Annotated in this window: 42 protein-coding genes; 21 read left to right on the forward strand and 21 right to left on the reverse strand. The window is 52.9% G+C overall.

From position 1 onward, the window contains the following. Positions 1 to 50: 50 nt before the first annotated feature. On the reverse strand, positions 51 to 266 hold the full coding sequence (locus SynMITS9220_RS07825; protein WP_186988401.1) for a Nif11-like leader peptide family natural product precursor: 216 nt from the start codon (positions 264 to 266) through the stop codon (positions 51 to 53). A 147-nt stretch (positions 267 to 413) separates the two neighbouring features. Here SynMITS9220_RS07825 and SynMITS9220_RS07830 point away from each other — a divergent pair, with 147 nt between their 5' ends. Beyond that, positions 414 to 800 (forward strand): hypothetical protein, encoded by a 387-nt coding sequence (locus tag SynMITS9220_RS07830; protein WP_186988403.1) that lies wholly within the window; start codon positions 414 to 416, stop codon positions 798 to 800. Positions 801 to 1,002: 202 nt separating this feature from the next. Continuing rightward, positions 1,003 to 1,212: a hypothetical protein gene (locus tag SynMITS9220_RS07835; RefSeq protein ID WP_186988406.1), complete on the forward strand. Its 210-nt coding sequence runs from the start codon at positions 1,003 to 1,005 to the stop codon at positions 1,210 to 1,212. Positions 1,213 to 1,327: 115 nt separating this feature from the next. Here the strand turns inward: SynMITS9220_RS07835 and SynMITS9220_RS07840 are convergent, their stop codons facing one another. Together SynMITS9220_RS07840 and SynMITS9220_RS07845 are read right to left on the reverse strand one after the other, a co-directional pair. After that, positions 1,328 to 1,804: a DoxX family protein gene (locus tag SynMITS9220_RS07840; RefSeq protein WP_186988408.1), complete on the reverse strand. Its 477-nt coding sequence runs from the start codon at positions 1,802 to 1,804 to the stop codon at positions 1,328 to 1,330. Positions 1,805 to 2,674: 870 nt separating this feature from the next. After that, positions 2,675 to 2,830, reverse strand: a complete 156-nt coding sequence (locus tag SynMITS9220_RS07845) for a hypothetical protein (RefSeq protein ID WP_186988410.1) — start codon at positions 2,828 to 2,830, stop codon at positions 2,675 to 2,677. A 294-nt stretch (positions 2,831 to 3,124) separates the two neighbouring features. Between SynMITS9220_RS07845 and SynMITS9220_RS07850 the strand changes: the two genes are divergently transcribed. Continuing rightward, complete coding sequence (locus SynMITS9220_RS07850; protein ID WP_186988412.1) at positions 3,125 to 3,637, forward strand: early protein (E6); 513 nt, start codon at positions 3,125 to 3,127, stop codon at positions 3,635 to 3,637. A gap of 395 nt (positions 3,638 to 4,032) precedes the next feature. Further along, entirely contained in the window at positions 4,033 to 4,173 is a 141-nt protein-coding gene (locus SynMITS9220_RS07855) for a hypothetical protein (protein ID WP_186988414.1), read from the forward strand. Between the two features lie 332 nt (positions 4,174 to 4,505). On the opposite strand, the gene SynMITS9220_RS07860 is transcribed toward SynMITS9220_RS07855, so the two are convergent. Then, positions 4,506 to 4,688, reverse strand: coding sequence for a hypothetical protein (locus SynMITS9220_RS07860; protein WP_115126732.1), 183 nt, complete (start codon positions 4,686 to 4,688; stop codon positions 4,506 to 4,508). Between the two features lie 1,123 nt (positions 4,689 to 5,811). On the opposite strand from SynMITS9220_RS07860, the gene SynMITS9220_RS07865 reads away from it, so the two are divergent. Then, the gene (locus tag SynMITS9220_RS07865) at positions 5,812 to 5,964 is read left to right on the forward strand and encodes a hypothetical protein (protein WP_186988416.1); all 153 of its coding nucleotides are present in this window, start codon (positions 5,812 to 5,814) and stop codon (positions 5,962 to 5,964) included. Positions 5,965 to 6,997: 1,033 nt separating this feature from the next. On the opposite strand, the gene SynMITS9220_RS07870 is transcribed toward SynMITS9220_RS07865, so the two are convergent. Together SynMITS9220_RS07870 and SynMITS9220_RS07875 are read right to left on the reverse strand one after the other, a co-directional pair. After that, the gene (locus SynMITS9220_RS07870) at positions 6,998 to 7,231 is read right to left on the reverse strand and encodes a DUF2973 domain-containing protein (protein ID WP_186988418.1); all 234 of its coding nucleotides are present in this window, start codon (positions 7,229 to 7,231) and stop codon (positions 6,998 to 7,000) included. 232 nt (positions 7,232 to 7,463) lie between these two features. Next, the gene (locus tag SynMITS9220_RS07875; RefSeq protein ID WP_186988420.1) at positions 7,464 to 7,877 is read right to left on the reverse strand and encodes a phage holin family protein; all 414 of its coding nucleotides are present in this window, start codon (positions 7,875 to 7,877) and stop codon (positions 7,464 to 7,466) included. A gap of 1,920 nt (positions 7,878 to 9,797) precedes the next feature. Here SynMITS9220_RS07875 and SynMITS9220_RS07880 point away from each other — a divergent pair. Further along, the gene (locus SynMITS9220_RS07880; protein WP_186988423.1) at positions 9,798 to 10,040 is read left to right on the forward strand and encodes a hypothetical protein; all 243 of its coding nucleotides are present in this window, start codon (positions 9,798 to 9,800) and stop codon (positions 10,038 to 10,040) included. Positions 10,041 to 10,157: 117 nt separating this feature from the next. Here the strand turns inward: SynMITS9220_RS07880 and SynMITS9220_RS07885 are convergent, their stop codons facing one another. Next, positions 10,158 to 10,400 carry a hypothetical protein gene (locus SynMITS9220_RS07885; protein WP_370594327.1) on the reverse strand — a complete coding sequence of 81 codons (243 nt, stop codon included), beginning with the start codon at positions 10,398 to 10,400 and terminating at the stop codon, positions 10,158 to 10,160. Positions 10,401 to 10,434: 34 nt separating this feature from the next. Here SynMITS9220_RS07885 and SynMITS9220_RS07890 point away from each other — a divergent pair, with 34 nt between their 5' ends. The 8 genes from SynMITS9220_RS07890 (at position 10,435) to SynMITS9220_RS07925 (ending at position 14,044) form a co-directional block, all read left to right on the forward strand. Continuing rightward, positions 10,435 to 10,779 carry a hypothetical protein gene (locus SynMITS9220_RS07890; protein WP_255482985.1) on the forward strand — a complete coding sequence of 115 codons (345 nt, stop codon included), beginning with the start codon at positions 10,435 to 10,437 and terminating at the stop codon, positions 10,777 to 10,779. 82 nt (positions 10,780 to 10,861) lie between these two features. Beyond that, positions 10,862 to 11,218: a hypothetical protein gene (locus SynMITS9220_RS07895; RefSeq protein WP_186988425.1), complete on the forward strand. Its 357-nt coding sequence runs from the start codon at positions 10,862 to 10,864 to the stop codon at positions 11,216 to 11,218. Positions 11,219 to 11,416: 198 nt separating this feature from the next. Beyond that, a complete protein-coding gene (locus SynMITS9220_RS07900) occupies positions 11,417 to 11,614 on the forward strand; it encodes a hypothetical protein (RefSeq protein ID WP_186988428.1) in 198 nt (65 codons plus the stop codon). A gap of 105 nt (positions 11,615 to 11,719) precedes the next feature. Continuing rightward, the gene (locus SynMITS9220_RS07905; protein WP_186988430.1) at positions 11,720 to 12,328 is read left to right on the forward strand and encodes a hypothetical protein; all 609 of its coding nucleotides are present in this window, start codon (positions 11,720 to 11,722) and stop codon (positions 12,326 to 12,328) included. A 136-nt stretch (positions 12,329 to 12,464) separates the two neighbouring features. After that, on the forward strand, positions 12,465 to 12,746 hold the full coding sequence (locus SynMITS9220_RS07910; protein WP_186988432.1) for a hypothetical protein: 282 nt from the start codon (positions 12,465 to 12,467) through the stop codon (positions 12,744 to 12,746). Beyond that, the gene (locus SynMITS9220_RS07915; RefSeq protein ID WP_370594328.1) at positions 12,743 to 13,213 is read left to right on the forward strand and encodes a DUF805 domain-containing protein; all 471 of its coding nucleotides are present in this window, start codon (positions 12,743 to 12,745) and stop codon (positions 13,211 to 13,213) included. Before SynMITS9220_RS07910 ends, SynMITS9220_RS07915 begins: the two co-directional genes overlap by 4 nt. Before the next feature lie 82 nt (positions 13,214 to 13,295). Further along, positions 13,296 to 13,499 carry a hypothetical protein gene (locus tag SynMITS9220_RS07920; RefSeq protein WP_186988436.1) on the forward strand — a complete coding sequence of 68 codons (204 nt, stop codon included), beginning with the start codon at positions 13,296 to 13,298 and terminating at the stop codon, positions 13,497 to 13,499. A gap of 215 nt (positions 13,500 to 13,714) precedes the next feature. Further along, positions 13,715 to 14,044 (forward strand): hypothetical protein, encoded by a 330-nt coding sequence (locus SynMITS9220_RS07925; protein ID WP_186988438.1) that lies wholly within the window; start codon positions 13,715 to 13,717, stop codon positions 14,042 to 14,044. Here SynMITS9220_RS07925 and SynMITS9220_RS07930 read toward each other — a convergent pair. The 3 genes from SynMITS9220_RS07930 to SynMITS9220_RS07940 form a co-directional block, all read right to left on the reverse strand. Further along, positions 14,038 to 14,208: a hypothetical protein gene (locus SynMITS9220_RS07930; RefSeq protein ID WP_186988440.1), complete on the reverse strand. Its 171-nt coding sequence runs from the start codon at positions 14,206 to 14,208 to the stop codon at positions 14,038 to 14,040. The two genes, SynMITS9220_RS07925 and SynMITS9220_RS07930, sit on opposite strands and share 7 nt — an antisense overlap. After that, positions 14,205 to 14,504 (reverse strand): hypothetical protein, encoded by a 300-nt coding sequence (locus tag SynMITS9220_RS07935; RefSeq protein WP_186988442.1) that lies wholly within the window; start codon positions 14,502 to 14,504, stop codon positions 14,205 to 14,207. The genes SynMITS9220_RS07930 and SynMITS9220_RS07935 overlap by 4 nt, the downstream gene beginning before the upstream one ends. A gap of 81 nt (positions 14,505 to 14,585) precedes the next feature. After that, a complete protein-coding gene (locus tag SynMITS9220_RS07940) occupies positions 14,586 to 14,813 on the reverse strand; it encodes a Nif11-like leader peptide family natural product precursor (RefSeq protein WP_186988444.1) in 228 nt (75 codons plus the stop codon). 96 nt (positions 14,814 to 14,909) lie between these two features. Between SynMITS9220_RS07940 and SynMITS9220_RS07945 the strand changes: the two genes are divergently transcribed. Further along, a complete protein-coding gene (locus SynMITS9220_RS07945) occupies positions 14,910 to 15,317 on the forward strand; it encodes a YccF domain-containing protein (RefSeq protein ID WP_186988446.1) in 408 nt (135 codons plus the stop codon). Between the two features lie 20 nt (positions 15,318 to 15,337). Here the strand turns inward: SynMITS9220_RS07945 and SynMITS9220_RS07950 are convergent, their stop codons facing one another. Both SynMITS9220_RS07950 and SynMITS9220_RS07955 read right to left on the reverse strand, forming a co-directional pair. Next, entirely contained in the window at positions 15,338 to 15,685 is a 348-nt protein-coding gene (locus SynMITS9220_RS07950; protein WP_255482986.1) for a hypothetical protein, read from the reverse strand. Next, the gene (locus tag SynMITS9220_RS07955) at positions 15,682 to 15,888 is read right to left on the reverse strand and encodes a hypothetical protein (protein ID WP_067098389.1); all 207 of its coding nucleotides are present in this window, start codon (positions 15,886 to 15,888) and stop codon (positions 15,682 to 15,684) included. Before SynMITS9220_RS07955 ends, SynMITS9220_RS07950 begins: the two co-directional genes overlap by 4 nt. Positions 15,889 to 15,998: 110 nt before the next feature. Here SynMITS9220_RS07955 and SynMITS9220_RS07960 point away from each other — a divergent pair, with 110 nt between their 5' ends. Together SynMITS9220_RS07960 and SynMITS9220_RS07965 are read left to right on the forward strand one after the other, a co-directional pair. Further along, a complete protein-coding gene (locus tag SynMITS9220_RS07960; RefSeq protein ID WP_186988448.1) occupies positions 15,999 to 16,850 on the forward strand; it encodes an NAD-dependent epimerase/dehydratase family protein in 852 nt (283 codons plus the stop codon). Positions 16,851 to 16,961: 111 nt separating this feature from the next. Next, positions 16,962 to 17,435 (forward strand): cupin domain-containing protein, encoded by a 474-nt coding sequence (locus SynMITS9220_RS07965; protein ID WP_186988450.1) that lies wholly within the window; start codon positions 16,962 to 16,964, stop codon positions 17,433 to 17,435. On the opposite strand, the gene SynMITS9220_RS07970 is transcribed toward SynMITS9220_RS07965, so the two are convergent. Genes SynMITS9220_RS07970 through SynMITS9220_RS07980 form a run of 3 tightly spaced genes read right to left on the reverse strand, consistent with a single transcriptional unit; the run spans position 17,383 to position 18,640 of the window. Beyond that, a complete protein-coding gene (locus SynMITS9220_RS07970) occupies positions 17,383 to 18,216 on the reverse strand; it encodes an SDR family NAD(P)-dependent oxidoreductase (RefSeq protein WP_186988452.1) in 834 nt (277 codons plus the stop codon). The genes SynMITS9220_RS07965 and SynMITS9220_RS07970 overlap by 53 nt on opposite strands. Before the next feature lies 1 nt (position 18,217). Next, positions 18,218 to 18,472: a TIGR03643 family protein gene (locus SynMITS9220_RS07975; protein WP_186988454.1), complete on the reverse strand. Its 255-nt coding sequence runs from the start codon at positions 18,470 to 18,472 to the stop codon at positions 18,218 to 18,220. 12 nt (positions 18,473 to 18,484) lie between these two features. Continuing rightward, positions 18,485 to 18,640 carry a hypothetical protein gene (locus SynMITS9220_RS07980; RefSeq protein WP_186988456.1) on the reverse strand — a complete coding sequence of 52 codons (156 nt, stop codon included), beginning with the start codon at positions 18,638 to 18,640 and terminating at the stop codon, positions 18,485 to 18,487. Positions 18,641 to 18,921: 281 nt separating this feature from the next. Here SynMITS9220_RS07980 and SynMITS9220_RS07985 point away from each other — a divergent pair, with 281 nt between their 5' ends. Continuing rightward, positions 18,922 to 19,506, forward strand: coding sequence for a ferritin (locus tag SynMITS9220_RS07985; RefSeq protein ID WP_186988458.1), 585 nt, complete (start codon positions 18,922 to 18,924; stop codon positions 19,504 to 19,506). A gap of 79 nt (positions 19,507 to 19,585) precedes the next feature. Here the strand turns inward: SynMITS9220_RS07985 and SynMITS9220_RS07990 are convergent, their stop codons facing one another. Next, positions 19,586 to 19,741, reverse strand: coding sequence for a hypothetical protein (locus SynMITS9220_RS07990; protein WP_170951863.1), 156 nt, complete (start codon positions 19,739 to 19,741; stop codon positions 19,586 to 19,588). An 82-nt stretch (positions 19,742 to 19,823) separates the two neighbouring features. On the opposite strand from SynMITS9220_RS07990, the gene SynMITS9220_RS07995 reads away from it, so the two are divergent. Next, complete coding sequence (locus tag SynMITS9220_RS07995) at positions 19,824 to 19,994, forward strand: hypothetical protein (protein ID WP_186988460.1); 171 nt, start codon at positions 19,824 to 19,826, stop codon at positions 19,992 to 19,994. Between the two features lie 23 nt (positions 19,995 to 20,017). On the opposite strand, the gene SynMITS9220_RS08000 is transcribed toward SynMITS9220_RS07995, so the two are convergent. The 5 genes from SynMITS9220_RS08000 to SynMITS9220_RS08020 form a co-directional block, all read right to left on the reverse strand. After that, a complete protein-coding gene (locus SynMITS9220_RS08000; protein ID WP_170951874.1) occupies positions 20,018 to 20,197 on the reverse strand; it encodes a hypothetical protein in 180 nt (59 codons plus the stop codon). Positions 20,198 to 20,212: 15 nt separating this feature from the next. Continuing rightward, entirely contained in the window at positions 20,213 to 20,425 is a 213-nt protein-coding gene (locus SynMITS9220_RS08005; protein ID WP_115126753.1) for a hypothetical protein, read from the reverse strand. Between the two features lie 161 nt (positions 20,426 to 20,586). After that, positions 20,587 to 20,730: a chlorophyll a/b-binding protein gene (locus tag SynMITS9220_RS08010; RefSeq protein WP_066907841.1), complete on the reverse strand. Its 144-nt coding sequence runs from the start codon at positions 20,728 to 20,730 to the stop codon at positions 20,587 to 20,589. A gap of 45 nt (positions 20,731 to 20,775) precedes the next feature. Next, complete coding sequence (locus SynMITS9220_RS08015; protein ID WP_186988462.1) at positions 20,776 to 20,949, reverse strand: conjugal transfer protein TrbI; 174 nt, start codon at positions 20,947 to 20,949, stop codon at positions 20,776 to 20,778. 151 nt (positions 20,950 to 21,100) lie between these two features. Continuing rightward, positions 21,101 to 21,370: a hypothetical protein gene (locus SynMITS9220_RS08020; RefSeq protein ID WP_186988464.1), complete on the reverse strand. Its 270-nt coding sequence runs from the start codon at positions 21,368 to 21,370 to the stop codon at positions 21,101 to 21,103. A 66-nt stretch (positions 21,371 to 21,436) separates the two neighbouring features. On the opposite strand from SynMITS9220_RS08020, the gene SynMITS9220_RS08025 reads away from it, so the two are divergent. Continuing rightward, on the forward strand, positions 21,437 to 23,389 hold the full coding sequence (locus SynMITS9220_RS08025; RefSeq protein WP_186988466.1) for a DNA polymerase: 1,953 nt from the start codon (positions 21,437 to 21,439) through the stop codon (positions 23,387 to 23,389). A 178-nt stretch (positions 23,390 to 23,567) separates the two neighbouring features. Beyond that, a complete protein-coding gene (locus SynMITS9220_RS08030) occupies positions 23,568 to 23,936 on the forward strand; it encodes an AbrB family transcriptional regulator (protein ID WP_067093102.1) in 369 nt (122 codons plus the stop codon). Positions 23,937 to 24,008: the final 72 nt, after the last annotated feature.

Here is a 24,008-nt window from a genome sequence, read left to right on the forward strand (position 1 = left end):
TCAGCCAAGGAGAACACAGGATCAGGTCAGAAAACAAGAATGCTGTTGATTCAGCTGTATTCGCCTGGAGGCTGGCGTTTCGACACCGTGACACGCCCCACCTTCTGACCTGAGAAACGCAGCAGCTCATCACCGGAGAATTCATAGCCAAGACCGGCAGCAATTTTGGCCACATCATCAGCAGTGGATGAGGCCAAAACAGCATCCTTCAACGTTGGATCGCTCTGCATCAGAACCAGAAACGCCTTCAACTGATCGAGAGCCATGGACATAAGCGACCAGGCTGATCATCGCCTGTAGCGGCACCCTTCGGAAACAGAAACGCCGAAGAGCACCAATGCTTGACCAGAGTGTGATGTTTTTTGCATCAACAACAAAAAGATCTAATTAGATTAATTTAAAATTTAAACTCAATGAAGTTCAACCTTCCCTCACCGCAGGGCCTAAAAAAGAAGACCGAAGAAATTCTGCTAAGCAATAAGTCATATGCCGCGATTTTACTGATCTTCAATGTGGCTTACATTCTCCCTAAATTCACCCAAGCGTCTGACCCTTCAAGCATCATCATCGCCACAATTCCACCCGCTTTTGTCATTTCAGTTGTCATCACCTTCGCAAGAGACCAATACATTAAAAATACTCTCATCCGCAGATTAATGGACGACTCTTACATACCATCCCTCTACAAAAGTGATATCGACCTCAGAGCACTTGAAAACCCAACACCATTAAAAAAGAAGAGAGCCATGACCAGGCAATGGCTTGAAGCCAACATTCTCGACCGAATCAGCAGCGAATAAGGATCCAACACCCACAAAGCCACTTTTTTAGAAGACAAACTTCCAGCTAAAGTTCCGAGAACATATGTAAAATTTTTAATCAACCAAATCCAACCAGTCTCAGGTGGCACTTCAGCTCCCAGTTGATGCAGGCAGGCCCGAGGTTCCAATCGGTCACCAGATGAGACGGTCAAAGAGCGGTAAATCTGCTAAATGATGATTAATGAGCACAAATCGTTCAATGCTCCAGGGTCGATACGAGCACAAAGGCATGGCTTATGTCATTAAAGAAATGACCGGTGGTCCTGGATATCTCGTGCTTGGCTCACCCAAGGGACACCTCAAGCAACTGGGCAGAGAATATCCATCCCTGAAGGCTGCGGATGCTGCAGCACGACGCGCCATTGACCAGATGCTGGCAGAAGCGCAGTAAAAAGCCCTCTCAAAAGGAGGGCTTTCTCTGCAGGTGGGCCTGCACATGGTAGAAATACTTAGTACTGAATCGTGGCTGTCACACCAGATTCTGGATCAACTTTTCGATCGCTTGATCAAACCCAGGCCTTGAGAGGTTGCGGAAAACGATCGCGATAAAGCCTTGACAGACTCAGAGAGCCAGAACCAGCGATGGCAAGCACCAGAAAAATGAACAGATAAAGCGCTGAAGTCTCGTATTCGTAGTTGTGGGCTTCAACAACTCCGAAGGGAGCGCCTTGAAGACCGGTGTCGAGAAAATGAAAGGTCATCGCGAACAACATCGTCGACAACAAACCAATCACAGCTGGACGAGTGGCGATGCCGAAAACGAGAACAACAGATCCGATGATTTGTGTGTATGCAGCAAGATATGTCCAAAGGACATGGTCAAACGGTAAAAAAGAAAAGTACTGATCAACAATAAATGAGGTGAATCCAACAGGATCCTGCAACTTCTCAAACCCATGATGAATCATGAGAAAACCTGCTGAAACGCGCAGAATCAGTAAACACAAGTCAGAGGAAAATTGATTCGACGTTTCTTCACTCATGATTTTCAGGCAAACTAAAACCTGATCATCTTACTCTTGATCAATGCCTGTCCGTTGTCGAACAACACACGGGGACAAGACGAGTGAAAGAGGTGCGCTGGTGAAACCATCCCTAGTGCTCACCAGCCCAACCTGCTTGATTCGAATTGAATGGAGAAACCACCCTTCATCAAATCAATCCAATTGCGTACAAGCAATCGGCACTGCAACCATCGGACAAACAAACAGATTGGACTGAAATGAATGAGACCAGATCAGGTGTCGTGAGTTGCCGAGCGGGCGTAGCAATGCATCGAGCCAGAAGAAGCACTCAAAAACTGAGGTTCTTGAAGCCAAAAACATCTGCATAGAGTATCAACAGGCACACTGGCGAAGGCTTGTGCGAACGTAACTTGTATTTATGAATCAAGCCAGATTGCAACGCCTGTCCGAAGAATATTTCCTCATAACCCATCCCGATGGGACATGGGAAATCATTCATGGAGACCGCATCAGCACACTTCAACGGTCATAAGCATTGGCAGCATGGAGCAATCTCAGAGTCAAAGGAGAGTAGACAGATGCTGCCAACCTTTGTTTGGTCAGGAGAGGACATTGACCGGTTGGAGTCTTGGTGGTCCAATCGCATTGAACAGCTGATTGCCATGAAACAGCCACTGGCTGCATCAGCTCTCTTTGATGAATTCCAACTGGAGCAACGAAGCAATTTCACTCATCCAGACTGACTTTTGATACAATGATCAATCGATTGCACGAGTGATGACAGTGGAAAGACTCTACGGCGAAGATAAAAAAAAGGCTCTATCGATCTTTTACGACAATTTCTGCGAAGAGATTGATCAACTCTTCTTCAATAAATTTCAGGAACTTTCAGATCTGAACGTGGGAGAAGGTGAAACGACCAGGATTGTTGGTCGTCTTCTGAATGCGAAAACCAATGTGATTGATCAAATCAGAGGTTAACTCCTCAGAAACAATAATGACCGCCTTAACAAGATGATCAAGAGCGATCAGGCTGAGATTCAACCCAATGGATGAATCAAGAGGGAGGCTGGAAAATTCACAGCAGCCAGAGAAAGAAGCGCTAAATTGACTTTAGTGATGACCTGAGAGCGTGGAGACGCGAAAACAAAATCAAAAATCGTCTGTGTGGACATGGTTGCTTCAACCGCTAGACAAACTCAAAAGGCGAGTTGCCGTAGTTCCCTCAGTCAATGAGACGGTCAGTGCCATGAAAGACATCGGCGTCGACCTGACGAATGACGTCAATCAAGAATGACGCTGAGCACGCTGCCCATGCATTGAGATCTAGAGACTGGCATGCCATCTAAACCCCGTGATCGTGTCGGTGAAATCTATGGCCGATTGACCGTCGTTCGCGCATCCGAACGCCGCACTAAAAGTGGCAATGCCTATTGGTGGTGTCGTTGCAGCTGTGGCAGAGAAAGAGAGGTGCCCGGAGACAAACTCTCAACCAACACAGCCCGCAAAAAACCAGTAATTACGGCATGTCTGCTCTGTTCCAAGGAACTGCAAGTTGAAGGTGTCTGCGCCAAGAACGATCGTGAAGAACGCCAGAGACGGGAGGACGCAAAGCGTCAACGCGATGCATTGAAAGGGCATGTGCCGGATCGATGGCTACGACTTCCACTCACTGATGCCCATGCTCGCGAGCTGGGTCAAGTTCTGTTTTTTCGAGGAACGTCTTGCCTGCGAGGTCATCTGGCCCCGTATCGCATTAATGGAGGTTGTCTGGCTTGTTCAGGCCAGACACCATCAGCTCACTCGACACTGATCACAAACAGCCCAAACTCAGCTCAAAGCGAGTCATAACAACAACCAGGATGCATAGCCTGTCAGAGAATCAGAACCTGGTCTGATCAGAAACCTGACTCATTCATTCCCTCTGGCTATCAAACCAGCAAGGGTTCAAAAGACGATGACAAGATTTGTACTGGGGAGTGGTGAGGTCTTCGAGTCTGAAAGAGATCCTTCAGATTTTGACACTTATTGCTACGGAAAAAATGGGCAGGAACAAACCTGCCATCTCCTCTCTTACCAATCAGAGATCGCCTTCTTGATGGTCTTGGGTGATGACCTCAACCTCCGCTACGAGCCGGTTCAGGCCCAAGGTTGAGGCGATGATCAAAGATTCACCAATGACATCTTGGTGTGATCTTATGAACGCGAGTAGTGCATCAATCAGACGAACTCGCTAGAAAAGTTGTATGACTGATAACAGCAAAAGACGAGCGCTTGAAGCTCTGATCGAGAGAGCAGCCGCAAACCTCAATCTCAGCGAAGAGGAGTCCAAGGCTTTGATCGCACCGATTTCTGAGCAATTCAAGCGACTTGAAGCCGACAACTGAATCACTGAATGCGTTTTTGCTCTAGCTCACGCAAGGATTCGTAAGCAGCCCAAAGACCTTCGGTGACTGTGCAGCTTCGGCTTTGATCACAGACTCTGTATTGACCACCTCCCAAAGCATCGATGGTGGATCCCTTTGATGTCAGGCAGATGCGACTGGATTGAGCCATTGAGATGCAGATTCGCATCTCTTGGTCTACAACTGCGAAATTACACCAATCAATCGAATGTTAATCATCTAAATTATTCTCTTTGATGAATATCAGGGGCTAAACCGTCTCGCTGACTTCGAGATGAAGAGTGATCAATCCAGCGAGACGCGGCAGTCGAGCACTAAAAGAACGTCTTGCCAGCAATCCAGGAATCAAAGGGTGCCGTGGCAGCCTCAGACAAGGCGAGATAGCAGGTCGTGACCATACCGATAAAAGCAATGCCAACCCCAGTGGCAATCAGCGACTCGTAAAGTTTCTGGGCAGCCCTTGTCTCAGGACTGGGGAAGACGCGACGACGAGCCATACCTACTCCTGAATGAGATTAGTCTGGCCACCTATGGGCTAAAAGAGCAACGCAAAGAAGCAAAGATTTGCAAGTCCCAACCATGTAACTTTTGCTTTACGTTGTAAAGATCACGTTACGTTCACAGGACAGCATCGATCCCGAACGCAACACCCATATCATTTTCGGTGGAGAATTAACAAAAATCTCACAATCAAATGCCTTGACAATCAAGCGGTCTGCTTCTCAATGATGAAGCACTTTGTGACTCAGTGATGACGGATCAAAGACTGACAATCCTGCTACAAGAAGCGGAGGAACATCTCCTCAGACAAAGCTGCCGCAGTCGCTATGAGAGATCAGTTGTGCGCCTTCCTGACAGCAGGCGGAACATCTGGCTCAAAGACGACAAACGCGCTGCTTAATCAACGCTGAACAGGCCTCCTTCATGCCTCAGACCATGACCCTCGGGAGACCCACTTGGCATCAAGTGAAAGGTGCAAACAAAAAGAACCGCTCCAGAACTGAAGCGGTTCACCCCTCAAGCCAAGCGATCCCCATCACCCGGCCGTTTGCACCACATCTTGTGGTACTTGAAGAAAATGGTAGTGCGTGAACGGCACATATGGAGTTGCTAAAGCTGCCCTTCAGGTTTGAGTGAACTATTAACAGTCTTGAAACACTTGAGCGCAAAACTCTGCATCTAGCGTGCCAACGACCTAGCTTTGGAGACCCCCATCACCCGGCCTGCCCCAGTGGCAGGCTTTTTTGTTGAAAAGCACTAGTGGTGGGGTATGACCATCGGTCAGCCGACCGGAGCCGACGTGGGCAGCATTTTCAAGAACCGCTAAAAAAAAAAGGCCCGAAGGGCCTTCAGGGGGTGTGAGGAGTTGGAATCTCTGTGAGGAGAACCAACTGACCGAGTTCTAGCAGCTCCTTTGTGCCATTCAAGAGACCGGCCTGCCAACAAGTGGCACTGTGCCAGTCAGGTCGCTAAATTAATCTTGTGAGGAGAAAAGCTCACGTGGTGGAAACAAGGACACACTCACGTTGAACTTTCAGAGCCCCTGCCTTTGGCGGGGGTTTCTTTTTTGCAGATCAAAACCAGCTTCAGCGAATTCTTCAACGCTTAATGGAAGGCTCAATGACCGAAAAGGAGACATTGGTCGAACAGGTTTTCGCAAAATATCGTTCCTACTGCAAAGACATCGGCATTACACCGGCCGAGATGATGCAACAGGCCTATCTCAGCCACCTCAAAAGCCTCACGACAGAACAGCTCAAAGCAAAGCTTTGACTGATAGCCGTATCGACATGAGCAACAGCCTGAGCTTCATAGCTGGGTAGAAATGCTCAAAACCAAGGCCACAGAAGCATTTTGAACATCCTTCCGTAATCAAGCCAACGAAGCGACTGGGGAGAACTCGCCAGAATCTGCAGGCATAAAGTTTTGTAATGGACTCCCAGATTCGACAAGTCCTACAACGAGAAATCCTCGAGCGTTGCAATGAAGAAGAGCGGGAAGCTGTTGAACGATGGTTCAAAAGTTTCCAAGCCATTGGCTTGTCCAAGCTGAACGGCATGTCCGTAGCAAGAGGAACCACGATGTCCTGCCCTCTTTATTGAGCTGAGTGTGTGCGGCTATGCGCACTGATGAGCCACCACGACCTGCGTTAGGCCATAGGTCGTTGCGAGTCTTGTTATGGCGATTCAACCGTCTGATCTTGGTGAAGCGTTTGTCAAATCTGGGAAACGCCTAACCACCCAACGATCTGCCGATGAATTACTGGGACGTGCGGATCTAAAGCCGATCAGCCCCAAATTGATGTTTGACGCGAATTCGAACAAAGAATGACGAGCTGATCATTCAAGTCCAACCATTTTGAATTCGTTTCAGCCTTCAACAGCCGAACATCAGTGTGATGGACAAGCATCTTTGCTGATCCATCGCACCAAGAACATTGGAATTAGTTTTAACGACTTGATTCCATTAAGGGATGTTCAGAATTCAAAATTTGAAAACAAGTGTATAAAAGCAAGGTCAACATCTAAGTCACCATCAGAGTATGTCAAACAAACAACTTATCGACAAAAAGCACAAACATAATGAAGCCTACATTGAGCAATGCCAACACCCCACAGAACGCAAGAGTCAACATTGTTCAACCTCGATGAAGTTGCTGGATCCGCCTAGGGACTCCAACCTCAAATTGATTGAACCAGAATTAATCGTCTTCACGCTCGGCCTGACGTGCGCCAATTGCGAGGGCAGCAACAAAGGGCAGGATTGCAATTGCTGTTAGAACTTCCATCAAATCACCATCCACTCTTCAAGAGCTGACCGACAGAGAATTACCGTCGAGCCCACTAAAGTGAACGACTAATAATTCCTCTTGAGTGATGAAACCATTCTCATCAATCAACTCAGGATGAGTTGTTTTCAAACCAGTTCTGTCACCAGTCCGGGATTGACGCCTGAATGCCAATGCCATGCCGCGAAAAGCCGACAACAGCACAAACGCGCAAGCAACGGTGTACGCGAGGGGTAGGAATGCTGTCGACATCCTCAGCTCCTGACTTTTTTAATCGAAGGAAGATCCGAAGGCTGAGCCAGGACGTAAACGACACCTGCGGTAATCACAGACGCAAATGCGATGAGGCCGTAGATAGCTGCGGAGTAATCGGACATTGTGCATGTACTTCTGTGAAGAAGCCTAGGCACTTTGTAAAGCTGTGTAACCAGGTGTATTTGCTTATCTTGCCAATCAAGCCGGATTGAGCCGAGGCAACAAGGCGTCAGCCTCCTGCAGCAGCACGGATGACCCCGACATCAGCCAGGCCGAGAGCACGGATGAATACGGCACTGATGACGCTGTAGGCCACAGACCCGAGCACGGCACTGCGCAGTCCATCCTTCAAACGAAAACCATCAATCAACGACGCCGCCAAACCAAAAAGAATAACAGTGATCAACCAGTCGAACAGCCAGCTAACCGGGGCAATCAAACCGCCAAGACTGGTCACTGCCCAAGGCAGCGCCAAAACAAACTTCAGAGGCAGGATCAAGAGAGTGCCCAGCAAACCAATCGTGACGGCCGATGAAAGAGCTGCCTGGAACCCAGCCAGTTCAACTCCCAGAGGCATTGCCGCCACAAGCAGCAGAACCACAGCACGCACAGGCCATTGCAACAACCAACCGATCAGGCCCATGGGACTCCCGCGATAAGACTTAAAGGCTAAGTCTGGCCTTGGATTTCAGCAGAGCCGCGCCAACGCAAATCTTGGAGCAACCAATCAGCCAGTAAACCAATCCGCTGCTTGTTTTCAGAGAGCAAAGGCAACAACCGTGAAACCGGTCAGCAATGAAACGGTGATTAACCACATTCGGTGTTCAGGCCTCAGATTCCAAGTCGCTGGTCGCCCGAAGAAAAATGGTGAGACCAACGACCGTGCCCAAAACGAGGAAGGAAAGCATCGGAGCAACGATCACGCTGAGTATTTGTACTGATCCTAAGGGCATCTTGTGATCGCGCGGTGTCATGAACGACATCACTCTTCAACGAGGACGCCTGAAAAAACTCAGCACACCAGCTCAAAACAGCAGGATCTTCTTCGAAAGCGGCTGCAAATCAAGCTTCAGAGACCAGAGCCCAGTCATGCGTCATCCAACGAACCAGAATCAACAAGTGCCTGGTCTGCTTCCGCTTGATCCATTGAGACGGGTTCCAACACAACAGGATTGCTGTTCAAAGCAACACCAGAGTTGGAACATGCCGTGACAAGCAGTCCCAAACTTAGACAAAGCAATAGAGCTGAGTTAATAAGACGAGTAGCAAGATTTTTGATAAACACAGGCATTGATCTGAAACGTTGGCAAAGGCAAACTAATCAAAAGGAACAGAATCATCAGCAAGAACATCACACCAACAGGCACATTGATTACAGCAACAACAGTGGAGCGATGGACTTAGTTCCAGAAAAGATGAAAGACATAGGACGTGAATAGCAGCTCACTTTGCTGAAAGCCAGGTTGTGAAATAAACGAAAGGTCGTCAAAGCTTGATGAGTCGCTTGACTCTGCTGCGCAGATCTATCAGACATGGCTCTAAAAGTGATCTCGCTCGGAGATCAAGGACAATCAGCCCTTGACTGGCAAACAAGTGATCGATACCAAGGGATTACAGACTTAGTTAGTGGTAAAAATTGACCAGAAAATTTGAAACGAATAATGGAAAGCGCCGACTTACTGCATTAGAAACATGGCTAAGCATATAGCCCTAAGCATTATTACCTGAACAAAGTTTTGTGTGGCAAAGACTACTACTCACACAAATTACTCCTATAAAGCTGAGAGAGTCGGAGGATTTTCATGAGTTTCACGCTCCCTACCGTTTTAATTGGAGTCAGCTTGTATCTGTTAATGCATGTTTTATTGTCACCAGTGATGCAATAAACAAACAGCGGAGAGGCTTGGTTGCGGACAAAAACCTTAGCCGAGCCGTGATTTCAGCCAGAACAAACAACATCGTGGCTCAGCCAGGAATACGCCGCCAAGCCAGCTTGAGCAACCGTGCTGTAGCTGCATCGATCAGATTGAAACCAGCCAGATGGCGGCAGGCATGAACACGCAAGCAGGGCCGGCACGACGTGGACGCACGATTCGCTGGGATTTGCTGACCAGTTCAGCCAAATAAGCAAATCTCTTGGTGATTTATACCCAGGGATTACCTCACTTCTTCAGCTTGTCTGCTTATTTGTCTGGGTTCACTGACATTAAGGTGACAAGGTCCAACCGTTTGTTGTGCAGATGAGAGGCCAATCTCCGGCGCCACTGTCTTGCCTGAAGTGGGGGATCGACGGAGAGTTGTCGGCACACGACACAGCACTTCTCGTGAGCAGACTCGCATCATCCGAGAAATCAAGACGAGCCTTCAAGGATCATTTCGAAAGACGTCGACATCGCAGCACTTCTGATCAAGCATCACGTCGGGAATGACACTGGCAATGAAAGGTACAACGCCAATACCAAAAAACGTGAGTGATTGGTGAAAAAACTGATGACCGAATGTGAATCAGCCATCACCACACATTGCGGTTTAAGCTGCTGCTGAAACAAAAAATGACGGTGCCATGAAACCACGGTGGGGAGTGATCGTCTTTGCCGTCATTGCACTTACTGCGCCACGCCCTGCTCAGGCTAATTTCAAGAACAACATCATCTTCAGCGGCTGCGCCGCAGCGATGCGAAAAGAATATCAGCAGGCCAACAAACAATTACTGCTAAGCCAACTCAACAAAACTTGCGATTATGTGGTTAAGCAGATCAATAATCGAAAAATATTGAACAAGCCAAAGCTGCTTGCATCAATTTAGAACAACCAATCAGTAGCAACAACAATCGACAATCGACAATCGATCTAAACTATCAACAGACAAAACTCAACACCAAAGCCAACAAGATCAATACAACTCATTAACCAAGGGACATTTTCACTGCTTATCACTCTCCAATTCTGCTTGCATTATTGAATACTCAACCCGATCATCAGAACAGCAGAGATCGGCATAAAAACGTTCGAGTTCGTCATACGCCTCGTCATACGTGCTGAAGCACCTGCGCGTGAGGTCGTCTTCAACGCCATCGTCGCGAATCACCCTCACCAGATGGTTTCGGTCGCTTTTCACCACAGCTGAGCTGAGTAGGAACACCGATTCTCGCGCCCAGCAAGGCAATCAGACTGAAGAATGAGCGAAGAGAAAGACAAGCATGAAAGACCAACAGGTTGATGCCATTCCCTCAGGCCTGAGCGAAGAACAGGTCTCCCAGAAACTGCTCAGTGACCAGAAGCTGCTGAATGAAACCGTGCTGGCAGGAGAGGAATGCCGTGCTCGCAATGACCGTCAGACCTACTTCTGCATTGCCCGTGAATTGGTCGAAGCTCAATTTGTTCTGGCCGATCAGGAATTGACACGCAGGCTCTGGCAAGAGGTGGGTGATCGCAACCTGGAGATAGGGCGCATCATCAACCTGCTCTACCGCTGCAGCAGCCATGAGGACGAGAGCGAAATGGTTGAGGTGGACGACGCTTTTCTGGAACTGACATTGAGCTGAACACCGACTGCCGTTGCCGTAAAGGCCGGACCTACCGATACTGCATGCACACCCTGCATAGGGATCCTTCAAGGAGCGACGAATGGCAGCGAAGCTCTATAACGTTCGCTTTGAAACCGAGGGTGCAGACCTCTTTGTGGAAATAGAGGCGGAGGAGGGTCTCAACCGCCAGCATCTACTGGAGAGAGTGGTAGCAATCCTGGAGGACCGTCATGGCATGGAAACGATCGACAACGATCAGGGCGACATGACCAAAGTGGATCACAGCGATGGAGCAACGCTCCTGGCCTGGCTTTCGATCTCCGGACAATCTTCGCGGCAAGCCCTGGATGACGACGGTCTCGATGAAATTCTCACCTGTCTGGTGTTCATGTTGTTCCCACCAGTTGTGGAAACAAGCGTGCAAGACGAAAACAAGAACGCCTTAGCCCTGGCTTGAGGCGCATTGAGCGCCAACAATCGATGCCATCTGATCTTCGCCAAGGCTGAACTTCATTTTGATCTAAAAATCAGCACGCGATCTGCCGTCACGAATACCGCGATGAGTCCTACAACTGAATTTTCGTTCCGGTAGGAATCGTTACGACACGGCTTGATTCGCCAATGCCATGACAAACAGGCAACCCGCTCCAACTCCATGGATGTCCAGACACTTCTTGCCAGAACTGCCAGGGGAACTGCCTTGCACAAACATCACGAGGGCTTTGTTGTTTGCGATCCAGACGGGCAATGTCAATTTTGTGGTGATTTATACAAAGCCGAAGAACTAGTGCGGGAACTAGACAAAGGCTTTGACTATCCCTATTCCTCCGGCTTCCACGAAATCATGCATTAATCACAAACCAGTGAGCCGCAGTAAGCCCTTGGCATCAGCGATGTGGCTTATCGGGATTCAAGTTCCTGACGGCTCATGCCCGTTTGAATGAACTGATCTCATGGCATGGCACGTGAGATTCAATCATGCCGAGCCTGCATGCAGGCATTAAGTATCGTGTGTGTCAGAAATCCAGGCCGACTTCAACATATAAAGTGCTTAAATAAGCTTAAAATCAAGAATATGAGATGGTTGTTATCCATACTTGGATTTTCCAGCAAAAGCAAACAGCCCAATCAGCAGAGCAATTCACACGCATCCTTTTTTGCAGTCAACGTCCATACCGATCAGCTGATCTGCAATTGGAAGATCAGAGATGAAAGCAAGTCAATGATCCAAAGGGACTTTGAATCTGCACTCTTCATCAGAATGAAAGATATCAGCGGGGATCATTCGATATCATCCAAAATAGTCCAAGTCTCTTTAAATCAAGAAAGAGCCAGAATCAACTTACCATTCAAAAGTGGTAAAATTCTTGTCGATCTTGGTTACAAGAGTGGTCTCGATTTCATGACTCTTGAGTATCAAGTTTTAGACCTTGGGCCTAAGGCAATGCCAACCACTCATGACGCGAATTGGTTTGCAAAAGAGTCTGAGGATATTCACGAGGAAATGTACAAACTCGCCACGGGTGGGCGGCCCTTGGGAGGATCAGAGATGGCGCACAACGATTGACCTCTATCCATGGAGACCAGTGAACACTGCTCAGCTGTGAGCAACATCACAGGTCTGGCTGCCTCAGGTCAACGAGTGAACCTGTGTAATCGCGGATGGTGATGGCAACGGAGTTCCCTCCACCGCAAACTGTTCCATGTCTTTCCAGTCAGGCCTACTCGGCGCCGCCATCACACTGATAGGCGCTTTGTCTCTCAGTACTCCAGACGAGATGCAGATCCATGAAGTCCAACGACAGCGTGGCTCGGGAGAAGACATCAATCACCGCTTCAATACCGGTCTTCTCCAGACAGCCTCTGCCGATTCAGGCAACATCTGCCTGAGCGACAACGCAGAAACAAGCAGCAAGCAAGGCAGCAGTGGGCTTGTCAGCGTTGATTCAGGTAGCGTTCATTCATCTGAAGTCTCATTGATATGACGCATGAGAAGCCTTCTTTCTTCTCTTTCGAAGGAGAGATGGGTCGCATTGATTACTGGGGTAGCGCCATCTTCAGGTCGCTGATTGCAGGCCTGATTTTCTTCGTTGCTCTTGCCTTTGTTTTTAGAGGTTATTTCAGCAGCTCTTACGAAGAGTTATCAGCAGCAATCTCACAATGGACCACAGATCACGCCGTCAGAGTGTGGTTGCTTGGTGAAATTTTGAACATCTTTCTATTCCTGCCGATCACCTGGAGACGATGGCGAGATCTGGGACCACGCTTAAAGAAAAACTGGCTCTACATCGCTGTTGTGAGCAGCCTGATGCCGGGATATGAGGTGTTCCCCTTTGTGGGGGTGCAGTCGCTGATCATCACTCTTGGGATCCTATCGATTTATCCAAACTTCAAACTACTGTTCTGGCCCGGACAGCAATACGCAAAACAGCGGCAGAACGAAAAGTCCTGAGCCATGCGCAGTGCAAGCCGCTTACCACCACAAGCCATCAACATGCTCACCGAGCTAGCACTGAAGATGAACCGGGGTTGTGATGCAGGACCTTCTATTGATCGCGCAACTCCTGGCATGGAGTGATTTTGATTTCCAAGACTGGGTGGACAGCAGACCACCGGCTGAACTTTGCCAGGGGTTCAAGGATGGTTTGATTTCCGAAACGATGCTCCCTGGCGGCCGGGCACAGACCCCATGCAGCAGTTTCAATGGCGACGACCCGATGAATTACGTCTTGGACTGATGCACTCAGTGCATTTGTCAGGCGATGCGGTGCATGTGATGCAGCAACGGTGCCAGCCGGCTCGCCATGATCACTTCGCGACCGTTCAGAGGTGGGCGTTCGCACGTGACGAACCCGACGGCGTATTGCGGAATGCAGCGTCGGGTGAGTCCACGTTGACGCAGATTCGAGCAGTTTTGCGGATCATCTGAATGACTTAACGAATCAGCCAGCGCATGCGTTTCAATCTGCAGCCTTATCAGCAGAGCCACCGAATCAATGGCCTAGCCGAGCTGACGGCTCTCGCGAACTACTGCTCCCAGCATCAGATTGAGGTGGAACGCATTACAAAAGCGGAGCTGGATGCCTCGATCGATCCAGACACCACAACTGCCCGGTGTGTTTTGGAGTCTGAGGGAGGAGTGTGTCTGAAATTCACCGCACACAACGGAGCCGTGATCACGATTCGAGCCTCTGAGCATCTGATGGAGCTGTACCGGCAGCAGCGCAGCAGTGATCGCAATCCGCAGGATTTCCCTGAAGCCTTCGAACAGGGTCATTACTGATCCAGCACTCCCGTCGCCAACAGCAGCCAGACCATTCCCGCAAACAACAAATAAGCCACCAGCAGAGGATTGGGGCCAAGCGTCGCAATCAGCAGAGAGGCAATCGCGCCACTGACGACAAGACCAATCAGCGGATTCCATCTCTGTTCGTGCGTCGGCTTCAAGGCTTGTGGGTAATGACCGGACCGGAGACAGGGTCAGTGACTCCAAGCTCTGGTGAGAGCTCCTCAAAGAGGTCGCGGACTGCATTGAGATGCTCAATCATCTGAGGCCTTGCAGCAACGAGTTTCTCTTCGCTCTCCCAGAGGCCGACAAAGCAATGGGAGCGTTCACCTGTCTTGGCCCAGTAGGCATCCAGCATCCCTTCGGGATTGACCCATTGCTTCGTTACGGCGATGAAGTTGTCTTCGCAGCCTTCTTTGCAGCGGACACGAACGTTGTTGAGAAATCGGGCTGCCACTTGAACTCTCAGACTTCAGGGAGGCTGCCAGACGGATGCGCTGATGTCTGTGACCAATGCGCCTGAGTGAAAAAGCCGAACTCAGTAGTAACGGCCGGGATATTCACCGGGGTGATCAACGCGTGTGACGCGCACCCCCGCCGTGCTGCTGCCGGACAACATCAGCAGATCGCTGCCAGACACGGCATAACCCAGCTCCTGGGCCAGCTGCGCCACTTCATCCGCTGTGACAGCCGCCTGAACCCTCACCTGCAGGACCGGATCACGGCCAAGGTGCTCAAGAAACTGCTGCACCGGTGATGGGGTCATCGCTACTGATGAACTGGTGCAATTGAACACGATCCTCAGCGGATGCGTGAAAGCGGGTCATTGTGTGCAGAGATCGCGTTTCTGGAGGCGAGCCCCATGCTGAGTTCCCTGCTCAACATCCTCTGGGTGGTGCTCGGCGGTCTGATGATGGCTCTGGGCTGGTGGCTGGCCGGACTGATCTGCGCCATCACGGTGGTAGGGCTGCCCTGGGCTCGTTCCTGTTTTGTGATCGGGCGTTTTTCGCTCTGGCCCTTCGGACAGGAAGCCGTGAACCGCAGGGATCTGCGGGGCCGCGATGATCTGGGCACCGGATCTCTGGGCTTGATCGGCAACGTGCTCTGGTTTCTGGTGGCGGGATGGTGGCTGGCGATCGGCCATCTGAGCTCCGCCCTGGCCTGCTTCGTGACCATCGTGGGCATCCCCTTCGGAATTCAGCACATGAAGCTGGCCCTGATCGCCCTGGCTCCTGTGGGGATGACCGTTGTACCGGTCCGCAACGTTTGATCGCCGCTGACCAGCAGCCTTCAGAAGGGCAGATAGAGAACATCAGATCTGCAGCGTTCCAACGCCTCACGCACATCTTCGAGCTCCTGTTGCTCTGCTTCGAAGTTGCGACCTGCCGGCACCACAAGCTCGCCAGCGGCATCGAGATGAATGTTGGCGCTGAACCACGACGCGCCTGAGGGCAGAAACGCCCGACAGCTCATCGCACCATCTGCTCCCTGCTTGCGCTCAAGCAACCAGCCATTGACCCGGTCAAGCTCGGTGTAGCTGTCGAGACCCGCAGAGCAGGGATGCGCCAACAGCACCAGCGTGGCGGCACTTCTGCACAGCGCCGCCGGCAGATCTGATGGGGCACAGCCGAGCCTCAAGAACGTTCCTCCTCAGTGAGGTACTCCTCAACGATGGGAGAGCAATCACCGCGTTCTAGGGCTGCGATCTCACGTTCGATGTTGTCGATAAACAGCTGATTACCGTTGCGCCTGGCCACCTCCAGAACGGTACGCAGACGCTCAAGCTGCATCAGGTTCTCATCGTCCATGGACTGCACATCGCAATCAGGGCAGCCAATCATGGATGGCGCATCATCAGCAAGCCCGCACAAACAGAACGGCCAAACGGTCGGCGTCGCTGCAACAGTGACAGGTCAAGATCCGTTAAAAGGGGTTGACATGAACAGCAAACATGGCCAACGGATACGGAGTAATCGGCAGCGGATACGTTGGCACCGCCGTGGCCATGCGCATGAAAAGGGCCGGACAGCCCGTGACTGCCACTACACGCTCAGTAGAGAACGTGCGCGAATTGCGGCGACTGATGGATGACGTGCGCCAGCTCGACATCACTGACCCCGATCCGGACCTTTCCTTCCTTGCCGATCTGCAGGGCCTGCTGATCAGCGTGGCACCCACCAGACAGAACGATGGCTACAGCGATGTTTTCGCCCGCGGCATGCGCAACCTGGCTGGCGCACTGCGGCGCAGAACCAGCACACAACCCCTGCACATCACCTACATCAGCAGCGTCAGTGTCTACGGAGACCGGCAGGGAGAAGAGGTGTGGGAGCACTCAGCGGTGGACTCCAGCTCTCCGGTGAACAGCATGCTCGCGGCAGCGGAGGAACTGATGCTCGACATTGACCGCCCTGATACCTCGATCTGTGTGCTGAGGCTGGGCGGGATCTATGGACCCGGCCGCGACATGGTGGGCATGATTCGCGAAGCCGCGGGCCAGCAGGTGCCCAAGAACGGCAATGCCATTAATGCCTGGAGCAGTCTTGTCGACATCGCCAGAGGTGTGCAGTTCGCAAGCGAACAGAAACTGACAGGCATCTACAACCTGGTCGACGACATGCAGCTGAGTCGCCGGGAACTCTCCACTCTGATCTGCGATCAAGATGGCCTGCCTCCCGTGCTCTGGAGCCACTCCAGCTCAGCGAGCGAACGCAGCATGAATGCCCGTGTTTCGAACCAAAAGATCAAGGATTCCGGCTTCAAGCTGATGTCACCATCGATGCTGGAACCAGCCATTGTTTGAAACGCTCAATCAGCGAATGACCAATCGCTGACAACAGGCTGAATGGGTATTCATGCACACATCAGCCCCAATGATTGAGTCGCGATGATATGCAGAATCAATGCAAATATCATGGCGAATCAACAATCAATTGAAATCATTCGATACGCTGGTCTAGACACAGGAATCGCCTTTTTCAGTGATCCCCTCATCAGCCATGAAACGCTGGTCGCGGACGTGACGCCCAACCGACACGCCGAGTTGTTCTGTCATCGCCACCAAACCGACCAGTTGATGGTTCTGAGCGGCAGCCTGGATCTGGTGATTCTTCAGAATCGCCAGTTTCAGTTCATTCGCTTGAAGCAAAAGGATCGAACCTGGGTCCGCATTCCGCCAAGAATTCCGCATGCCGCCATCGTTCGGGGTGACCAGGCTGCAACCGTGGTGAATGCGGTGTTACGCCATGGCCCGGTTGACCCACGAGACTATCAACCCAGACCCATTCCACGCGCCTTGATCCCTCAGTGGCAGGCGCTGCAGAGCCTGGATGCCGCTAACCGATCATGCGCTGGCGCACCAGTGCATCCCACAGCTGGGTGGGGATGAACCGCTGCAACACCAGCACTTCCGACTCGCTGCCGCAGCGGTAGCGAGGTTTGGGACTGGACGTCTCCAGAGCCGAGACGATGGTGCTGGCCACTAGCTCCGGCGATGAACCTCGGCGAAAACCCTCAGCCCAGCTGGCTGCAACACGACGCATCATCGCCCCCCACACCGGATCGGTCGACTGCTGCTGCAAGGAAGCCTCACTCACCGCTTCGAAGCCGGTGCGGATCAACCCAGGTTCCACCAGCACCACCTGCACCCCGAAGCGATGCAGCTCCAGACGCAGAGCATCACTGATGCCCTCCAGCGCATGCTTACTGGCGCCATACCAGCCAGCACCGGGAGTGACAAAACGGCCGGCAATCGATGACAGATTCACGATGCGGCCGCGACGCCGTTCACGCATGGGCGGCAGCAGCATCTGAGTGAGACCGATCAACCCAAACACATTCACTTCAAACATCGCTCGGGCACGCTCGATCGGCATGGTCTCCACCGGACCCGTCTCCCCATAACCGGCGTTGTTCACCAAGGCATCCAAAGCACCAACCTGGCCGCTGACAGCGTCGGCCAGCTGCCGGCAGGACGCCTGATCAGCGAGATCAAGCGGCAACACCTCAGCGCCGCGACAGCGCAAGGACTCCATCGCCTCAAGCCGACGCGCAGCAGCGAAAACTCGCCAACCACGGTCGAGCAACCGGTGAGCTGTCGCCAGGCCAATGCCACTGGACGCTCCAGTGATCAAGACGCTTGGCCTGGAGTGGGATCGGGACGTTGTCATCTCACTTGTGGCAAGCCGCTCGGAAACGATCGGACGAGCTGGTGCTGCCGTGCTTGGTACGCCGGCCAGTCACTCGCTTGCGCCAGGCGCGAAAAGAGCCTGACTTGAGCTGAGAACGCATCAGAGCGATCACTGCAGCTTCAGACAGGCCGAACTGGAATTCGATGGCTTCGAACGTGGTGCGATCTTCCCAGGCCATTTCGATCACGCGATCGATGTCCTCAGAGGTGAGCTGGTCGAGCAGGCCGCAGTCCATTGAACGGTCAGATCAGTGATCGGGATGCTCAAACAGAGCCACTGCCCGGTCGGACTCGCTGAGCTCGCGGACGCGGGAGGCCGGCTCAAGCTCAGCAGCCGGCGGCACGGAAGGAAGCGCAAAGGCTTTCTCCAACTCGGTTCTGGCAGCGCCGAAGGGGTAGGTCATGAATGCGGCAGTGAGACGGAAGGGCAAGCGAAACGCCCTTAACATTGCGCAACATTAACCATAAAAGCCGCCTGGCGGGCAGCGCAGAGCGAACTGGGCACACAAACGAAACTGATTCTCATCAGCAGATTTGCACTCCTGACTGTGATTCTCAAGTGCATATTTACGACTACTGAATGTGATTCTCAAAAGCATATTTTGATCCCTTAATGTTCGGTTTTTACCCTTATCTTTCGCTCTTTTGTGATGTAGAACTGATTCATCCCTCCAAGAGGTTCGACATGACAAATTCAGCTACCGCTCAAGCCGCCATCACGATTCCCGTCGGTCCTGCAGGCCGGGCCATGGCCGAGCCCATGTCCGCCGAGATGCTCGATCTCATGCAGGCTCACCTCAACCTTGAGCGTCAGTCCGCTGCTGCCTATTTCGCTGCTGCCATCTGGTTTGCTGAACGCGAGCTGGTCGGCTTTGCCGAGCATCTCCGCGATGAGGCCAAACAGGAAGAGCAACACGCTGCCAAGTTCGCCGATTACCTGATCTCCAGAGGTCAACGGCCTGTTCTCGACACCGTTGAACCGCCTCGTCAGCAATGGCCTGATGTCGAGCAGGTGATCGCCAATGTCTTCCGCATGGAAGCTGATGTCACCGCTTCCGTTCTGCAGCTCTACGGCACCGCTGAACAGGATCTCGACCGCCGCACCTCGGTGTTCCTTGATCCCATCGTTGATGATCAGCGCCTTTCTGAGCACGAAGCCGCTTATCTGCTGGGTCGCGTCAAGTTCGCCGTAGGCAACCCTGCTGCCGTGATGATCATCGACGCCGAGCTCAGAGAAGGTGACGCCAAGCCCGCCAAGCTCGAAGCCTGATCCACTCACAACAACCCAAAGCCCCGCTCAACGCGGGGCTTTGCTGTGCGCTGGCTCCACCAAACACCGATGCCCAGCTTCAGGCTCGGACCAGCTTGTACAGCGCCCAGAGTGCAGCCGCAGCAAGCAGCCAGTAGAGCCATGACCACTGCAGCCAGACAGCGGCGATGAGGCCCAGGGCGAACAACGCCAGAAATCTCCCGAAGGTCACACCAAGCTGAAAAAGATCTCCCATCTAAGCCAACTCCAGCCTGATTTCACAGCCCGCATCAGCATGGCGATGCTCCGTAGGGTTCACAGCCAATCACGCTGATTGAATGAACGTTGACCCAGAGCTGCAGAAGCAGGCACGCAAAAGTCTGCGCGGCACGGACCCCTCAATCGCCAAGTACATGCAGATGCTCGAGCACGAGGTCTGCCACCTCGAGAAGCTCAACGCGCAGCTGAACCAGGAGGTCCAGGTGCTTCAACAGCGCCATCAAGCCTGAACGAATCCCTACAGACGTTGTCGTCAGGCAATTCTGAGAATCGCGCTGATCAGGTTCGGGCGTTGCCGCAGTTCGGCAGTGAATTCACGGGCCAGATCCCTGGCCTCCATCGCATCAGAGGCATAGACGCAACCTTCGAGCGTGGCTCCGCTGAGATCCCGGTAGCGCACCAGGTAGCGGTTCGTCGTTTGAACTGGTGACATCAGTTGACTCCTGCTCTAAGCGAACCCAAAACGGCGAGCGGCGCTGGCTTCAGCCTCGCGTCTGATCTGCACAATCGCTTCGCGGGCAAAAGCCTTCTCGTTTTCCTGCGCCGTGATGATCTGTTTGGTGAGCTGACGCAACTGCTCAATGTCCTCACAGGCATCAATCTCGCGAAACGCAGATTCGAGATTGAATTTCTGCTCAACCGACAAGCGATGGTTGGTCATGGTGCAGAGACGGCAAAAGCCTCACTTGAGTGAGACGTTGATTGGCTGAATCCAACGATCGCCATTCCTGGGCTCGATCGTGACAGTGAAATCCGCCCCGGGCCGAACACACGGTCAGGCCTGGGGCGTGATAAGCCAACCTTTGCCCAGGCCAGTCAGGCTCAGAATCCGAGCTGATTGAGGATGCCCTGGCCGGTGAGCAGTTCGGTGCCAAGGCCAATCACGAAGCCAAGCATGGCAAGACGGCCATTCCATGTTTCAGCGAAGTTGACGAAGCCGAAGCGGCGTTGGGTGGTGTCAGTCATGGATTCAGGTGCAAGTGTTGTTGACGCAGACGTACATCAAGGAGATCAACCGGCACAGTTGCAACCACAGGGCTCATGGTCATGGCATGGCTCCCTGTTGGTATGACCATTGGCGCAGGCTTGCGAGCAGAAGAGCTGATTGCCACGCCGCATGGCGGTGGATTCCTCAACGGCGCAGGTACAGCCGGGGCAGGCGCACTGAAGCAGAACTGCTGTCATGGGTGTCTCCGGGAAGGACCTTTTCGTTCTATGCCTGTCGCACTGCAGGGAGCAGAGGGGACAGCCGACCTCAGAGGTACGGTTTCAGGATCTTTCCAGGCGGGTTGGGTGAGAGCAGATTCACAGGTTTTTTTCATCTGACTGACCCGCATCACAGCTGCCCATCACAGCTGAGCAACACATCGATCGGGTCTCGGTAGCCGTTGTCACCGACGCAGGGATTTCGGCTGGCCAGCATGACGACATCACCACCGTTGGAGTTGGGCTCATGAAAGCCAACAGCAACCGTTGCCAGGACCTGAACAAGCAGCTGGCCATGTATCGCGCCTTCCGCGACATGGATGGCGTGGCAGCTGTGACCCGCGAGCTGCAGATGGACGCCTGCGCCTGCCCGGTCAGGAACTGAGCCCGATCGAGGCAACCAGCGTGGTCAGGCACGCCGCAATCGCCTGAAACCGCCGAGACTGCCTGGAGCAAGTCAAAGCCGTTGTTCGATCAGCAACTGCTATTCCCAGGAAGCGAAGCCATCCAACCGGCTTGCCCGGTGCCTTTCTGCGGGAGGGCTCCCACCGGAATCGAATACATCGGTAACGCGGTTGATCTACCCGATCCTGATTCGATGGCACTGTCCATTGGGTTTGATCTGGAAACGTTCAACCGCCGCACTGATCTGTGGCGTCATAAAGCCAGCCTCAGCCCGTCTCTGGGTGGCGAAATCCGTCTGGCTCAGCTCACGACGGCTGACAGCAACAGCACGCTGGTGGTCGATGTGGCGGTGATCGGCCAAGCCGCCATCGACTGGCTGCGCAGGCTGGCGCGCAACCCGGAGCGCAGGCTGGTGGGCCACAACCTTCTGTTTGAAGCCACCTTTCTGATCGCTGCTGGGATCAGGCCGCTGTGCCAGTGGTGGGACACGATGCTGGCCTGTCAGATCATCGGCGACTTACCGAGCAACAGCCTGGCCGCCGCATCTGCGCACTACCTGAAGCGTGAGCTCGACAAGAGCGAACAGACCAGCGACTGGGGGAATGCCCTCAGCGCCAGCCAGCTGCGCTATGCGGCTCTGGATGCCGAAATCGTGCTGCCTTTGGGGCGTGAACTCCATCAACAGCTGGTGGCCACGCAACAGGTCGCAGTGCATCGGCTCGATTGCTCAATGATCAGTGCCTGCGCCGATGGTCAGGTGCGAGGGCTGGCGGTTGATATCGAAGCAGCACGCGACTCCAGAACACGTGCTCTCAGCGAACGGCAACGCTTGGCGGCTGAGGTGCAGAAGACGCTCGGAATTGAGAATTACAGAAGCCCGGACAAACTTCAGGAGGCTCTGAGTGTTCACCTGGGAGAGCCCGTTGAAAACACCAAAGACCGGACTCTGAACACCTACCGTCCCGATCCCGTCATCGAGACGTTGCTCCAGCTGAAGGCGCTGGATCAGGAGCTGAAAGAGGTGAACTGGCTGCTCGAGGAAGCCCAGCTCACGGATGGCCGCGTCCGCCCCCACTACCGGATCATTGGTGCCAGCACCGGCCGCATGAGCACAAGCGCTCTGATCCGCGAAACCAGCAGTCAGGTTCCCTCCGATACCGAGCGGTTCAAAACAGGCCAAAGACAAGGCGAACCCAAGGCCGTGAAGCTTGGGCAATGCGGGTTCAATTTCCAGGGCATCACTGGCGATCGCAAAAAAGCCCTGGGCACCGGCAATCCCGACAGCGTGCTGATGGACCTCGACTGGTCATCGATTGAGATCCGGCTCCAGGCCAGCCCGCAGCTTTACAACGACGATGGTCAGCGCAGGATCCTGCTGGATGGCATTGACCCGCATGCCTACATCGCCAGTCAGGCCTGCGGACGCGAGATCACCAAAGCGGATCCGGAACGCTCGACGATCGGCAAACGTGCCAATTTCGCCCTGGCCTACGGCTGTGGGCTCTCGGGTGTTCGCAAATTGCTCTCCCGTGCTCGCGGTGAGCAGGTCACGGAGACTGAAGCCCAGAAGGTCTACGACGCCTGGCATCGCCTGCACCCACAAATGAGCCTGGAGATGGACAGGTTCTCCAACAGAAGCGTCACCGAAGTGCGCAGCATTGCGGGGAGACGGATGACATTCCGCAGTCAGCAGGCAGGCCCGGATGGCATCAGAGCGATGCAACCGCTGGGACGCACCAACGGGATCAATTTCCCTGTTCAGGGTTCTGGTCGTGATCTGCTCGCCGCTGCCCTTGGTGACCTCTGGCCAGCACTGGATCGCTTCGCAGGTGTTCACATCGTTGGCCTGATTCACGATGAGATTCTTCTCGAGGTTCCAAGGGATCTGGTGGACGAGGTGAAAGCCGTGGCCTTGGCCTCGATGACCTCAGAAAAGCTTCAGAAGCAATACCTGGGTGACATTCCCCTGGAGGCAGATTGCAACATTGCAGAGAGCTGGGGAGAAGCTCACTGAGAGGGACGCTTGCATCGAAAAGGCCAATTCCTTACCAGCATGAGGCAGGACTCTGCGAGTTCATCTGCTACATCCGCAACCGATGAGATCCACGAAAGGTTGAGAGCCCGACGAGCTCAAGACTTGTTATTCATGGGCGGCAGGGTATAAATATGAATGACGAATTCTTCTACCTGAAATGCTCACTGGTGCCGATCTGCTTGCCAAGGTCAAAGAACTAGGAGATGTCTCTAAAACTGATTTGGCAACTGCCTGTGGGTATGTCTCCAAGAAGAAAGACGGCTCTGACCGTGTGAACTTCACTGCCTTCTACGAGGCACTGCTGAATGCCAAAGGAATCGAACTCGGTGGCGGTTCTGCCGGCATGGGCAAAGGTGGTCGCAAACTGAGCTACACCGCCAAAGTGCAAGGCAACGGCAATCTCCTGGTTGGCAAGGCCTACACAGCCATGCTGGATCTTGCTCCTGGCGATGAGTTCGAGATCAAGCTGGGTAAAAAGGCGATCCGCCTGATTCCTGTGGGCGGTGAGGAAGAAGGCGAAGAGTGATCGGGCTAACAAAGCCAATCACCACTTAGTCGATGCAAGGCAGGGTTGCTAATCAGCCCTGCCTTTTCTGCT

The sequence above is a fragment of the Synechococcus sp. MIT S9220 genome, from assembly GCF_014304815.1.
GTDB lineage: Bacteria > Cyanobacteriota > Cyanobacteriia > PCC-6307 > Cyanobiaceae > Synechococcus_C.

Coding starts and splice junctions, on each gene's coding strand:
- SynMITS9220_RS07825 (WP_186988401.1), bottom strand. CDS start 266: ATGGCTCTCGATCAGTTGAAGGCGTTTCTGGTTCTGATGCAGAGCGAT.
- SynMITS9220_RS07830 (WP_186988403.1), top strand. CDS start 414: ATGAAGTTCAACCTTCCCTCACCGCAGGGCCTAAAAAAGAAGACCGAA.
- SynMITS9220_RS07835 (WP_186988406.1), top strand. CDS start 1,003: ATGAGCACAAATCGTTCAATGCTCCAGGGTCGATACGAGCACAAAGGC.
- SynMITS9220_RS07840 (WP_186988408.1), bottom strand. CDS start 1,804: ATGAGTGAAGAAACGTCGAATCAATTTTCCTCTGACTTGTGTTTACTG.
- SynMITS9220_RS07850 (WP_186988412.1), top strand. CDS start 3,125: ATGCCATCTAAACCCCGTGATCGTGTCGGTGAAATCTATGGCCGATTG.
- SynMITS9220_RS07855 (WP_186988414.1), top strand. CDS start 4,033: ATGACTGATAACAGCAAAAGACGAGCGCTTGAAGCTCTGATCGAGAGA.
- SynMITS9220_RS07860 (WP_115126732.1), bottom strand. CDS start 4,688: ATGGCTCGTCGTCGCGTCTTCCCCAGTCCTGAGACAAGGGCTGCCCAG.
- SynMITS9220_RS07865 (WP_186988416.1), top strand. CDS start 5,812: ATGACCGAAAAGGAGACATTGGTCGAACAGGTTTTCGCAAAATATCGT.
- SynMITS9220_RS07870 (WP_186988418.1), bottom strand. CDS start 7,231: ATGTCGACAGCATTCCTACCCCTCGCGTACACCGTTGCTTGCGCGTTT.
- SynMITS9220_RS07875 (WP_186988420.1), bottom strand. CDS start 7,877: ATGGGCCTGATCGGTTGGTTGTTGCAATGGCCTGTGCGTGCTGTGGTT.
- SynMITS9220_RS07880 (WP_186988423.1), top strand. CDS start 9,798: ATGAAACCACGGTGGGGAGTGATCGTCTTTGCCGTCATTGCACTTACT.
- SynMITS9220_RS07890 (WP_255482985.1), top strand. CDS start 10,435: ATGAAAGACCAACAGGTTGATGCCATTCCCTCAGGCCTGAGCGAAGAA.
- SynMITS9220_RS07895 (WP_186988425.1), top strand. CDS start 10,862: ATGGCAGCGAAGCTCTATAACGTTCGCTTTGAAACCGAGGGTGCAGAC.
- SynMITS9220_RS07900 (WP_186988428.1), top strand. CDS start 11,417: ATGGATGTCCAGACACTTCTTGCCAGAACTGCCAGGGGAACTGCCTTG.
- SynMITS9220_RS07905 (WP_186988430.1), top strand. CDS start 11,720: ATGGCACGTGAGATTCAATCATGCCGAGCCTGCATGCAGGCATTAAGT.
- SynMITS9220_RS07910 (WP_186988432.1), top strand. CDS start 12,465: ATGTCTTTCCAGTCAGGCCTACTCGGCGCCGCCATCACACTGATAGGC.
- SynMITS9220_RS07915 (WP_370594328.1), top strand. CDS start 12,743: ATGACGCATGAGAAGCCTTCTTTCTTCTCTTTCGAAGGAGAGATGGGT.
- SynMITS9220_RS07920 (WP_186988436.1), top strand. CDS start 13,296: ATGCAGGACCTTCTATTGATCGCGCAACTCCTGGCATGGAGTGATTTT.
- SynMITS9220_RS07925 (WP_186988438.1), top strand. CDS start 13,715: ATGCGTTTCAATCTGCAGCCTTATCAGCAGAGCCACCGAATCAATGGC.
- SynMITS9220_RS07940 (WP_186988444.1), bottom strand. CDS start 14,813: ATGACCCCATCACCGGTGCAGCAGTTTCTTGAGCACCTTGGCCGTGAT.
- SynMITS9220_RS07945 (WP_186988446.1), top strand. CDS start 14,910: ATGCTGAGTTCCCTGCTCAACATCCTCTGGGTGGTGCTCGGCGGTCTG.
- SynMITS9220_RS07955 (WP_067098389.1), bottom strand. CDS start 15,888: ATGATTGGCTGCCCTGATTGCGATGTGCAGTCCATGGACGATGAGAAC.
- SynMITS9220_RS07960 (WP_186988448.1), top strand. CDS start 15,999: ATGGCCAACGGATACGGAGTAATCGGCAGCGGATACGTTGGCACCGCC.
- SynMITS9220_RS07965 (WP_186988450.1), top strand. CDS start 16,962: ATGGCGAATCAACAATCAATTGAAATCATTCGATACGCTGGTCTAGAC.
- SynMITS9220_RS07970 (WP_186988452.1), bottom strand. CDS start 18,216: ATGACAACGTCCCGATCCCACTCCAGGCCAAGCGTCTTGATCACTGGA.
- SynMITS9220_RS07975 (WP_186988454.1), bottom strand. CDS start 18,472: ATGGACTGCGGCCTGCTCGACCAGCTCACCTCTGAGGACATCGATCGC.
- SynMITS9220_RS07980 (WP_186988456.1), bottom strand. CDS start 18,640: ATGACCTACCCCTTCGGCGCTGCCAGAACCGAGTTGGAGAAAGCCTTT.
- SynMITS9220_RS07985 (WP_186988458.1), top strand. CDS start 18,922: ATGACAAATTCAGCTACCGCTCAAGCCGCCATCACGATTCCCGTCGGT.
- SynMITS9220_RS07990 (WP_170951863.1), bottom strand. CDS start 19,741: ATGGGAGATCTTTTTCAGCTTGGTGTGACCTTCGGGAGATTTCTGGCG.
- SynMITS9220_RS07995 (WP_186988460.1), top strand. CDS start 19,824: ATGAACGTTGACCCAGAGCTGCAGAAGCAGGCACGCAAAAGTCTGCGC.
- SynMITS9220_RS08000 (WP_170951874.1), bottom strand. CDS start 20,197: ATGTCACCAGTTCAAACGACGAACCGCTACCTGGTGCGCTACCGGGAT.
- SynMITS9220_RS08005 (WP_115126753.1), bottom strand. CDS start 20,425: ATGACCAACCATCGCTTGTCGGTTGAGCAGAAATTCAATCTCGAATCT.
- SynMITS9220_RS08010 (WP_066907841.1), bottom strand. CDS start 20,730: ATGACTGACACCACCCAACGCCGCTTCGGCTTCGTCAACTTCGCTGAA.
- SynMITS9220_RS08015 (WP_186988462.1), bottom strand. CDS start 20,949: ATGACAGCAGTTCTGCTTCAGTGCGCCTGCCCCGGCTGTACCTGCGCC.
- SynMITS9220_RS08030 (WP_067093102.1), top strand. CDS start 23,568: ATGCTCACTGGTGCCGATCTGCTTGCCAAGGTCAAAGAACTAGGAGAT.